Source organism: Streptomyces sp. NPDC043870 (assembly GCF_056435785.1).
In genome coordinates, this window is the sequence record NZ_JBWKDT010000004.1 from 263,096 (window position 1) to 272,058 (window position 8,963).

The following is an 8,963-nucleotide window of genomic DNA, read 5'->3' on the forward strand; positions in this document are numbered from 1 at the left end:
GTCAGAGCATATGACAACGGTGTTCACCTTCGTGTTGCCCCATACCCCCCACCCGTAGTTGACTGGCCATTCGGACAGATCATTCAGACGATCCGGGAGGCGTCCTCATGGGGGCTGGGCACGACCACGGACACACGCACGGCGCTCCGCCGACGGGCACCGCGACCGCCGCCTACAAGGGCCGGCTGCGGATCGCCCTCGGCATCACGCTGGGCGTGATGACCGTGGAGATCGTCGGTGGGATCGTCGCGGACTCGCTTGCCCTGATCGCCGACGCCGCCCATATGGCCACGGACGGCCTCGGCCTGGCGATGGCCCTGCTGGCGATCCACTTCGCGGCCCGTCCGGCCGACGCCAGTCGCACCTACGGCTTCGCCCGGGCCGAGATCCTCGCCGCGCTCGCGAACTGTCTGCTGCTGCTCGGCGTCGGTGGCTTCCTGCTGTACGAGGCGGTGCAGCGTTTCATCACCCCGGTGGAGACCAGGGGCGGCATCACCATCGCCTTCGCCCTCGTCGGCCTCGTCGCGAACATGGTGTCGCTGTCCCTGCTGATGCGGGGCCAGAAGGAGAGCCTCAACGTACGCGGCGCGTATCTGGAGGTCCTGGCGGACGCGCTCGGTTCGGTGACCGTGCTGGTCTCGGCGTGCATCATCCTGGCCACCGGCTGGCAGGCGGCCGACCCGATCGCCTCCCTGGTCATCGGCCTGATGATCGTGCCGCGCACCGTCAAGCTGCTGCGGGAGACGCTGAACGTGCTGCTGGAGGCGGCACCGAAGGGCGTCGACATGGCCGAGGTGCGCGAGCACATACGGGCCCTGCCCGGCGTCGAGGACGTCCACGATCTGCACGCCTGGACGATCACCTCCGGGATGCCGGTGCTCTCGGCGCATGTGGTGGTGGCGCAGGACTTCCTCGACGCGATCGGACACGAGAAGATGCTGCACGATCTGCAGGGCTGCCTCGGGTCGCACTTCGATGTCGAGCACTGCACGTTCCAACTGGAGCCCACCGGCCATGCCGAGCACGAGGCCGGTTTCTGTCACTGACGGCTGCTGCCTTCGTGCGAAGCCGTGATCTTGAGAGGAGCTGGGGTCGATGACCGTCACAGAAGTCGCTGCCGTGCGCAGCGCCCGGTCCGTCATCGGCCTCCGGGCTCCCGGTCGACCTGATTCCGTACGCTGACCTGATCCCGTACGCCGGCCGGGGCCCGCTCACTCAAAGGGTTTCCCACGTTGTCCGACAACGACCAGTACGACGCATTCTTCTCACTTCACCACGGCCTGCCCCGGCAGGGTCCCGGCTCTGACGACACCACCCGTCGGCTGCTCGCGCTCGCGGGCCGGCTGCCGTCCCGTCCACGCGTGCTCGATCTGGGCTGCGGCCCGGGCCGTTCCGCGCTGCTGCTGGCCGCGGAGGCCGGCGCCGACGTGACGGCCGTGGATCTGCACGAACCGTTCCTCGACGAGCTGCGGCGCGCGGCCGGCGCCCGCGGGCTAGGCGACCGGATCCGTACCGTCAACGCCGACATGGGCGAACTGCCCTACCCGGACGGGTCGTTCGACCTGGTCTGGGCCGAGAGCTCGGTGTACTCGATCGGTTTCGACACGGCCCTGCGCCGCTGGCGGCGGCTGCTCGCACCCGGCGGCGCGCTCGTCGTCACCGAGTGCGAGTGGACCTGCGACGATCCGAGCCCGGAGGCCCGCGACTTCTGGGACCAGCACTGCACGCTGCGCACGCCGGCCGAGAACGCGGCCGCCGCGGTCGCGGCCGGTTACCACGTCCTCGGCGTGTACCGGCAGCCCGAGAGCGACTGGGCGGAGTACTACGGACCGCTCGGTGAGCGGGCCGACGTCGCCGATCCGACGGCTCCCGGCATGGGGCCGGCGCTCGCTTCCACCCGGGCCGAGATCGCCATGCGGCGCGACCACGGCGCGGAGTACGGCTACGCCGGCTATGTCCTGCGTCCGGCCGGCACGCGCCTGCGGACCCTCCCCCAGAGCTCCACCGGGGGGTACCCCCAGTGACGGACGCCGGCATCGCGGCCGTGCATTCGTCGACGCCGCGGGCGCTCCCCACGGACGAAGAGGCTCCCGGCTGGGGATCCGGCCCGGGTTCGAGATGCCCGACGAGGCCGTGACGGCGCTGGTCCGGGACGGTTCCACGGCTCTGCCTAAGGGCATGATCCACTACTCGGGCGCTTTCGGAGTCTGATCTTCCGTTCGTGCCCCGCCGCACTCCTGCGCGGCGGGGCACGGACATGCCCAGGGCGGCGAAGTGCGGACAAGCCGCTTTTGTACGGCAGACTGAGGGAGCCCCCGCCGGGCCGAGGACCGAAGCGAAGGATGGCTATGCCGACCACACCCGCCACTGCGACGAACAGCTCGCCGAACGGCACCAAGCAGCCGATCTTGCTCGAACTGGTCGACGAGAGCGGCAATACCATCGGCACCGCGGAGAAGCTCTCCGCCCATCAGGCACCCGGGCGGCTGCACCGGGCGTTCTCCGTGTTCCTCTTCGACGAGCAGGGGCGGCTGCTGCTCCAGCGCCGCGCCTCGGGGAAGTACCACTCCCCCGATGTCTGGTCGAACACGTGCTGCGGGCACCCGTACCCGGGCGAGGCGCCGTTCACCGCCGCCGCCCGCCGTACGCACGAGGAGCTGGGCATCTCGCCGTCGCTGATGGCCGAGGCGGGCACGGTCCGCTACAACCACCCGGACCCGGCCTCGGGCCTGGTCGAGCAGGAGTACAACCACCTTTTCGTGGGCATGGTGCAGGCTCCGCTGCGCCCGGACCCGCAGGAGATCGGGGAGACGGCGTTCGTGACCGCGACCGAGCTGGCCGAACGGCATGCGCGGGACACCTTCTCCGCGTGGTTCATGACGGTGCTGGACGCGGCGCGCCCGGCGATCAAGGAGCTCACGGGGCCCGCCGGCGGCTGGTGACCGTGACCGGGGGGCGCACCCCCGGTGAACCGGTTCCGCCGGCTACAGCGACGCCGCGCCGCTCACGGGGACGAGCGGCAGCGCGGCCCAGACGATCTTCCCGCCGCCCGCGGTGTGCTCCACATCGCACTCGCCGCCTGCTTCGCGCGTGACTTCCTTGACGAGCAGCAGCCCGCGGCCGCCTGTCTGGGCGGAGTCGCTCTCCAGGGCCTTGGGCCGGTACGGGTGGTTGTCCTCGACAGCCACCCGGATCCACTCCGGCCCGATCGCCACCTCGACGGCGACCTCGGGCGACAGCAGAGCCGCGTGCCGTACGGCATTCGTGACCAGTTCGGACACGATCAGCAGGAGTCCTTGCAGGACGTCGTCGTGGAGCGGCACGCCCTGGCGGCGGATCAGATCGCGGACGGCGTGCCGGGCCTGCGGCACCGACACATCGAGCGCGGGTGCGGTGAACCGCCAGACGCCTTCGTACGACAGTGGCCGGGCCGGGACGCTCCCGGGGCTCTCCATAGTCCCGCACCCACCCTCGTGATACATCGCTGGGAACCGTTGAGTATCGAGTGTTGGGAACGTGTTGGTCCGGACCGGGCTGCTGAACAGAAGTCAGCCCCTATCGACAGAATCTGACCGGGTGGGTATGACAGCGTCAGTTCTTCGACTGATCTTGATCTTCTTCTGTCAGCTTCGCTGACACGGCGGTGTCCTCGACCATACCGACGATCCTGCGGCCGCCGATGCCGATCGCGATCAGCCCGAGCCCGTCGAAGAGCAGCGCCAGCGAGAAGAAGGTCCCCAGCACATAGCGGCTGCTCTCGGGCCAGTTCGCGAGCACAAGGATGCCGAGGAGCAGGCCGAACGCGCCCTGCACCAGGGTCCAGCCGAACTGCGGCCCGCGTACCACCAGGCTGCCCACCAGCCGGAACAGCCCACCGGTCAGGAACAGCAGCGCGGCGAACATGGTCAGCGCCTCCGCGCTGCCCTCCGGGTGCCGCAGGACGACCACACCGGCCGCGATGTTGAGTGCGGCGACCACCACGCCGAGCCAGAAGAAGTTCGTGCCGCGCGACTCGATCGCGTGCAGCAGTCCGACGATTCCGCCGATCAGCAGCAGCCAGCCGAAGAGCAGCATCGAGGTCAGGGTCGCGACGCCGACGTAGACGAGTCCGACGAGTCCGGCGAGCACGAGAACGACGCCGAGCGCAGCCAGCCAGCCGAAGCTCCGGCGGAGCTTCCTGCTCTCGTGGGTGGGACCGGTCATGAGTGCCTCCTCGTCGCACCCCCTTCTTGATCTTAAGTACCGGCGGGACGGATAGCATCCGCGCATGGACCGCACTGACCCGCATGTGCAGCACACCGTCGTGGACGGGGTCGTCACCGTCGTCATCAGTCACTCCGCCAAGCGCAACGCCATGACCGCGGAGATGTGGCGGTCGCTGCCCGTCCTGCTGGAGGGGCTGGCGCATGACCCGGAGGTACGGGCGCTGGTGCTGACCGGCGCCGGGAGCACGTTCTGCGCCGGCGCCGACATCTCCTCGCTGAGCGAACGGGCCGGCACCGGGCAGGAGCCGCAGAGTCTGGCCGTACGGGCCGAGGAGGCGCTCGCGGCCTTTCCCAAGCCGACCCTGGCGGCGGTGCGCGGGTACTGCGTGGGCGGCGGCTGCCAGCTGGCCGCGGCCTGCGATCTGCGGTTCGCCGAGGAGGGCGCCTCCTTCGGCATCACACCGGCAAAGCTGGGGATCGTGTACCCGGCGTCCTCGACCCGGCGGCTGGTGTCCCTGGTGGGACCGGCGACCGCGAAGTACCTGCTGTTCTCCGGGGAGTTGATCGGCACCGAGCGGGCGCTGCGGACCGGGCTGGTGGACGAGGTGCTGCCCGAGGGCGAACTGGGCAAGCGGGTCGCCGAGTTCACACGCGTGCTGGCGTCCCGCTCACAGCTGACGCAGGCCGCGGCGAAGGAGTTCGCCTCCGGCCGCACCGACCGGGACGCGTACTGGGCGGAGCAGGCACGCGCCGGCGGCGACACCGCGGAGGGGGTCGCCGCCTTCCTGGAGCGCAGGCCGCCGCGCTTCACCTGGAGCGTGTGAGGGTCACCGGCCGCCGGACCGGACGGTGTCGTCGGACGCCCCCGGGCCCGCCAGTACGAGACGATCTCCGCCGGCGCCTTGTCCGGGGAGCCCGCGTCGTACGGCGGCTGCGGGTCGTACTCGGTCAGCAGCTGGATCTTCTCGGCGATCTCGTCGCCCGCGATCCGGCCGATCAGATGCAGGGCCATGTCGATGCCGGACGAGACTCCTGCGGCCGTGACGTACTTGCCGTCGAAGACGACCCGCTCGCCGGTGCCATCGAACGTTCCGGGTGACGCCGCCCCCAGGAGTCCGGGGACGCCGCCCCGGACTTCCTTGCGTACCGACCAGTCGGTAACGTGCGGTTCATGACCTCTCTGCCCCCGCGCGCGGGCCGCCGTTGCCACAACGCCGTCAACCCGCTGCACTCCACCCTGTACTTCTCGCCCGACTACGCGAAGGAGCTCGCCGGGATCGGCGTCGAGGACACGAGCGCCGCCTACTTCGCCGGGCGCGCGGCGGCCATGGGCGCGGTCGGCCCGGGCACCGTGGCCGCCACCTTCTACAACTTCAACCACGAACTGATCGCCCGGCACCTCCCGGCGGTATGGGACACCGCCTCGCCGGCCACCGTGCTGGGGGCCCGGCTGCGGGCCGCCGACGCGACGCTGCGCCGGCTGCTCGGCGACGAGACGGTCGCCTCGCAGGAGATGGCGGAGGCCGCCCGGCTGGCACTGCGCGCCACGGAGGCCTGCACCCGGCACGCCCGTCCGCTCTACGCGGCGCACGCGGATCTGCCCGTGCCCGAGGAGCCGCACCTCGCCTACTGGCATGCCGCGACCCTGCTGCGCGAGCACCGCGGCGACGGCCATCTGACCGCGCTGCTGTCCGCCGGACTCGATCCCCTGGAGGCCCTGGTCAGCCACACCGCGACCGGCAAGGGCATGTCCCCGCGCTGGATCCTCGCCAGCCGCGGCTGGCGGCGCACCGACTGGGAGGCGGCTTCGGACCGGCTCCGCGAGCGCGGACTCCTCGACGCCGAGGGTGAGCTGACCGCTGCGGGCTCTGCCCTGCGGGCGGAGGTGGAGGAGCACACCGATCGCCTCGACCTCGCCCCGTACGAGCACCTCGGCGCGGCGGGGGTCGAACGCCTCACCGAGCTGGCCCGCGGTCTTCTGACGAAGGCCGTCGCCGCCGGTGCCTTCCCCGCGGGCCTGAGCGCCAAGGGCTGACGCCCCTGGGCCCGACCCGCCGGACAGCACCTAGCGGGGCACCGCGACACGGCACCCGGCCACCCGGCAGAATGCAGGCGAAGAGGCCGCGCGGGCAGGGACCGCGATGCCGCGGGCCCTGTCCGCGGGGCCTCCAAGCACAGCCAGCATCAGAAGGCGAGTCGGGGAACCGTGACGACGTCCATCGAAGGCAGGATCGCCGAGGAGCTCGGCGTACGGGAGCGGCAGGTGAAGGCGGCCGTCGAGCTGCTCGACGGCGGGTCGACCGTGCCGTTCATCGCGCGCTACCGCAAGGAAGCGACCGAGATGCTCGACGACGCGCAGCTGCGCACGCTCGAGGAGCGGCTGCGGTATCTGCGGGAGCTGGAGGAGCGGCGGACCGCGATCCTCGAGTCCGTACGTGAGCAGGGCAAGCTCACGGACGAGCTGGAGACGCAGATCCGGGCCGCCGACACCAAGGCGCGCCTGGAGGACATCTATCTGCCCTTCAAGCCCAAGCGCCGCACCAAGGCGCAGATCGCCCGGGAGGCCGGTCTGGAGCCGCTCGCCGAGGGCCTGCTGGGCGACCCGTCGGTCGATCCGCTCGCAGCCGCGGCGGCGTTCGTCGACGCGGACAAGGGCGTCGCGGACCCGGCGGCCGCGCTGGAGGGCGCGCGGGCGATCCTCGCCGAGCGGTTCTCGGAGGACGCCGACCTCATCGGCGAGCTCCGGGAGCGGATGTGGACCCGCGGCCGGCTCGCGGCGAAGGTCCGGGACGGCAAGGAGGAAGCGGGCGCGAAGTTCGCCGACTACTTCGACTTCGCCGAGCCGTTCACCGAGCTGCCCTCGCACCGCATCCTGGCGATGCTCCGCGGCGAGAAGGAGGACGTGCTCTCGCTGGAGTTGGAGCCCGAGGAGCCCTCGGAGGAATCCGGCCCGTCCACGTACGAGTCCATGGTCGCCCGGCGCTTCGGCGTCGCCGACCGCGGCCGTCCGGCCGACAAGTGGCTCGCGGACACCGTGCGCTGGGCATGGCGGACCCGGATTCTCGTGCACCTCGGGATCGACCTGCGGCTGCGACTCCGGACGGCCGCTGAGGACGAGGCGGTACGGGTCTTCGCGGCCAATCTGCGGGATCTGCTGCTCGCCGCGCCGGCGGGTACGCGGGCGACGCTGGGCCTCGACCCCGGTTTCCGTACGGGTGTGAAGGTGGCCGTCGTCGACGCGACCGGCAAGGTCGTCGCCACCGACACGATCTATCCCCACGTCCCCGCGAACAAGTGGGACGAGTCGCTGGCGAAGCTGGCGCGGCTCGCGAAGGAGCACGCGGTCGAGCTGGTCGCCATCGGCAACGGCACGGCGTCGCGCGAGACGGACAAGCTCGCCGGTGACCTCATCACCCGGCACCCGGAGCTGAAGCTCACCAAGGTGATGGTGTCGGAGGCGGGCGCGTCGGTGTACTCGGCGTCCGCGTTCGCCTCGCAGGAGCTGCCGGGCCTCGATGTGTCGCTGCGCGGCGCGGTGTCGATCGCGCGGCGGCTGCAGGACCCGCTCGCCGAGCTGGTGAAGATCGACCCCAAGTCGATCGGCGTCGGCCAGTACCAGCACGATCTGTCCGAGGTGAAGCTCTCGCGCTCGCTGGACGCGGTCGTCGAGGACTGTGTGAACGGTGTCGGCGTCGACGTCAACACCGCTTCCGCGCCGCTTCTTTCGCGCGTGTCGGGCATCGGCTCGGGGCTCGCCGAGAACATCGTGGCGCACCGCGACGCGAACGGTCCGTTCCGCTCCCGCAAGGAGCTCAAGGACGTGGCGCGGCTCGGCCCGAAGGCGTACGAGCAGTGCGCGGGCTTCCTCCGGATCCGCGGTGGCGACGACCCGCTCGACGCGTCGAGCGTGCACCCCGAGGCGTATCCGGTGGTGCGGCGCATGGTGAAGACCACGGGCAGTGAGGTGGCGTCGCTGATCGGCAACACCGGGGTGCTGCGGTCGCTGCGCGCGGACGACTTCGTCGACGAGACCTTCGGTCTGCCGACGGTGACGGACATTCTGCGCGAGCTGGAGAAGCCGGGGCGCGACCCGCGGCCCGCGTTCAAGACGGCGACCTTCAAGGAGGGCGTCGAGAAGATCTCCGACCTGGCCTCCGGGATGGTGCTGGAAGGTGTCGTCACCAACGTGGCGGCGTTCGGCGCGTTCGTCGACATCGGCGTCCACCAGGACGGTCTCGTCCATGTGTCCGCGATGTCCCGGACCTTCGTCAAGGACCCGCGGGACGTGGTGAAGCCGGGCGACGTGGTGAAGGTGAAGGTCCTCGACGTCGACATCCCGCGCAAGCGGATCTCGCTGACGCTGCGGCTGGACGACGAGGCGGCGGCGCAGGCGTCCGGCGGCAGCCAGGGTCAGCGCCGTGAGCGCGGCCAGGGCGGCCAGGGCGGCCGCCCGCCGCAGCAGCGTCAGGGCGGCGGCCGTGACCGCCGCGGCTCCGGTGGTGGCGGCGGTGGCGCCGGCCGGCAGGCCCCGGCCCCGGCGAACAGCGCGATGGCGGACGCCCTGCGCAAGGCGGGCCTGCTCGACCCGAAGCAGGGCGGCGGCAGGCGCGGCTGACTCTTTCGAGGGCTCCGCCCGCCGGGCCGGGGGGGGGGGGGGGGGGGGGGGGGGGGGGGGGGGGGGGGGGGGGGGGGGGGGGGGGGGGGGGGGGGGGGGGGGGGGGCAGGGGGGGGGGGGGGGGGGGGGGGGGGGAGGAAAGA

At 71.6% G+C, this 8,963-nt stretch carries 7 protein-coding genes and 2 pseudogenes; 6 read left to right on the top strand and 3 right to left on the bottom strand.

Annotated elements, in window-relative coordinates:
• Window positions 1-107 precede the first annotated feature (107 nt).
• The 3 genes and pseudogenes from AC0699_RS07625 (at window position 108) to idi (ending at window position 2,942) form a co-directional block, all read left to right on the top strand.
• On the top strand, window positions 108-1,046 hold the full coding sequence (locus AC0699_RS07625) for a cation diffusion facilitator family transporter (RefSeq protein ID WP_453660225.1): 939 nt from the start codon (window positions 108-110) through the stop codon (window positions 1,044-1,046).
• A gap of 186 nt (window positions 1,047-1,232) precedes the next feature.
• Window positions 1,233-2,211: pseudogene (locus AC0699_RS07630) on the top strand (class I SAM-dependent methyltransferase).
• 137 nt (window positions 2,212-2,348) lie between these two features.
• Entirely contained in the window at window positions 2,349-2,942 is a 594-nt protein-coding gene (idi, locus tag AC0699_RS07635) for an isopentenyl-diphosphate Delta-isomerase (RefSeq protein WP_478656908.1), read from the top strand.
• A gap of 42 nt (window positions 2,943-2,984) precedes the next feature.
• Here idi and AC0699_RS07640 read toward each other — a convergent pair whose 3' ends face one another.
• Together AC0699_RS07640 and AC0699_RS07645 are read right to left on the bottom strand one after the other, a co-directional pair.
• On the bottom strand, window positions 2,985-3,455 hold the full coding sequence (locus AC0699_RS07640; RefSeq protein ID WP_478656910.1) for an ATP-binding protein: 471 nt from the start codon (window positions 3,453-3,455) through the stop codon (window positions 2,985-2,987).
• Window positions 3,456-3,591: 136 nt separating this feature from the next.
• Window positions 3,592-4,203 (bottom strand): HdeD family acid-resistance protein, encoded by a 612-nt coding sequence (locus AC0699_RS07645; RefSeq protein ID WP_469766587.1) that lies wholly within the window; start codon window positions 4,201-4,203, stop codon window positions 3,592-3,594.
• A 64-nt stretch (window positions 4,204-4,267) separates the two neighbouring features.
• Here AC0699_RS07645 and AC0699_RS07650 point away from each other — a divergent pair, with 64 nt between their 5' ends.
• Window positions 4,268-5,029 carry an enoyl-CoA hydratase/isomerase family protein gene (locus AC0699_RS07650; RefSeq protein ID WP_478656912.1) on the top strand — a complete coding sequence of 254 codons (762 nt, stop codon included), beginning with the start codon at window positions 4,268-4,270 and terminating at the stop codon, window positions 5,027-5,029.
• A gap of 35 nt (window positions 5,030-5,064) precedes the next feature.
• Here the strand turns inward: AC0699_RS07650 and AC0699_RS07655 are convergent.
• Window positions 5,065-5,283: pseudogene (locus tag AC0699_RS07655) on the bottom strand (DJ-1/PfpI family protein); the annotation flags it as partial.
• Between the two features lie 93 nt (window positions 5,284-5,376).
• Between AC0699_RS07655 and AC0699_RS07660 the strand changes: the two are divergent.
• Both AC0699_RS07660 and AC0699_RS07665 read left to right on the top strand, forming a co-directional pair.
• Complete coding sequence (locus tag AC0699_RS07660) at window positions 5,377-6,240, top strand: SCO6745 family protein (RefSeq protein ID WP_478656915.1); 864 nt, start codon at window positions 5,377-5,379, stop codon at window positions 6,238-6,240.
• A gap of 171 nt (window positions 6,241-6,411) precedes the next feature.
• Window positions 6,412-8,820: a Tex family protein gene (locus AC0699_RS07665; RefSeq protein WP_478656918.1), complete on the top strand. Its 2,409-nt coding sequence runs from the start codon at window positions 6,412-6,414 to the stop codon at window positions 8,818-8,820.
• Window positions 8,821-8,963: the final 143 nt, after the last annotated feature.

What these genes read in the sequence shown, in the direction of transcription:
- AC0699_RS07625 (WP_453660225.1), top strand. Translation starts at nt 108, where the DNA reads ATGGGGGCTGGGCACGACCACGGACACACGCACGGCGCTCCGCCGACG.
- idi (WP_478656908.1), top strand. Translation starts at nt 2,349, where the DNA reads ATGCCGACCACACCCGCCACTGCGACGAACAGCTCGCCGAACGGCACC.
- AC0699_RS07640 (WP_478656910.1), bottom strand. Translation starts at nt 3,455, where the DNA reads ATGGAGAGCCCCGGGAGCGTCCCGGCCCGGCCACTGTCGTACGAAGGC.
- AC0699_RS07645 (WP_469766587.1), bottom strand. Translation starts at nt 4,203, where the DNA reads ATGACCGGTCCCACCCACGAGAGCAGGAAGCTCCGCCGGAGCTTCGGC.
- AC0699_RS07650 (WP_478656912.1), top strand. Translation starts at nt 4,268, where the DNA reads ATGGACCGCACTGACCCGCATGTGCAGCACACCGTCGTGGACGGGGTC.
- AC0699_RS07660 (WP_478656915.1), top strand. Translation starts at nt 5,377, where the DNA reads ATGACCTCTCTGCCCCCGCGCGCGGGCCGCCGTTGCCACAACGCCGTC.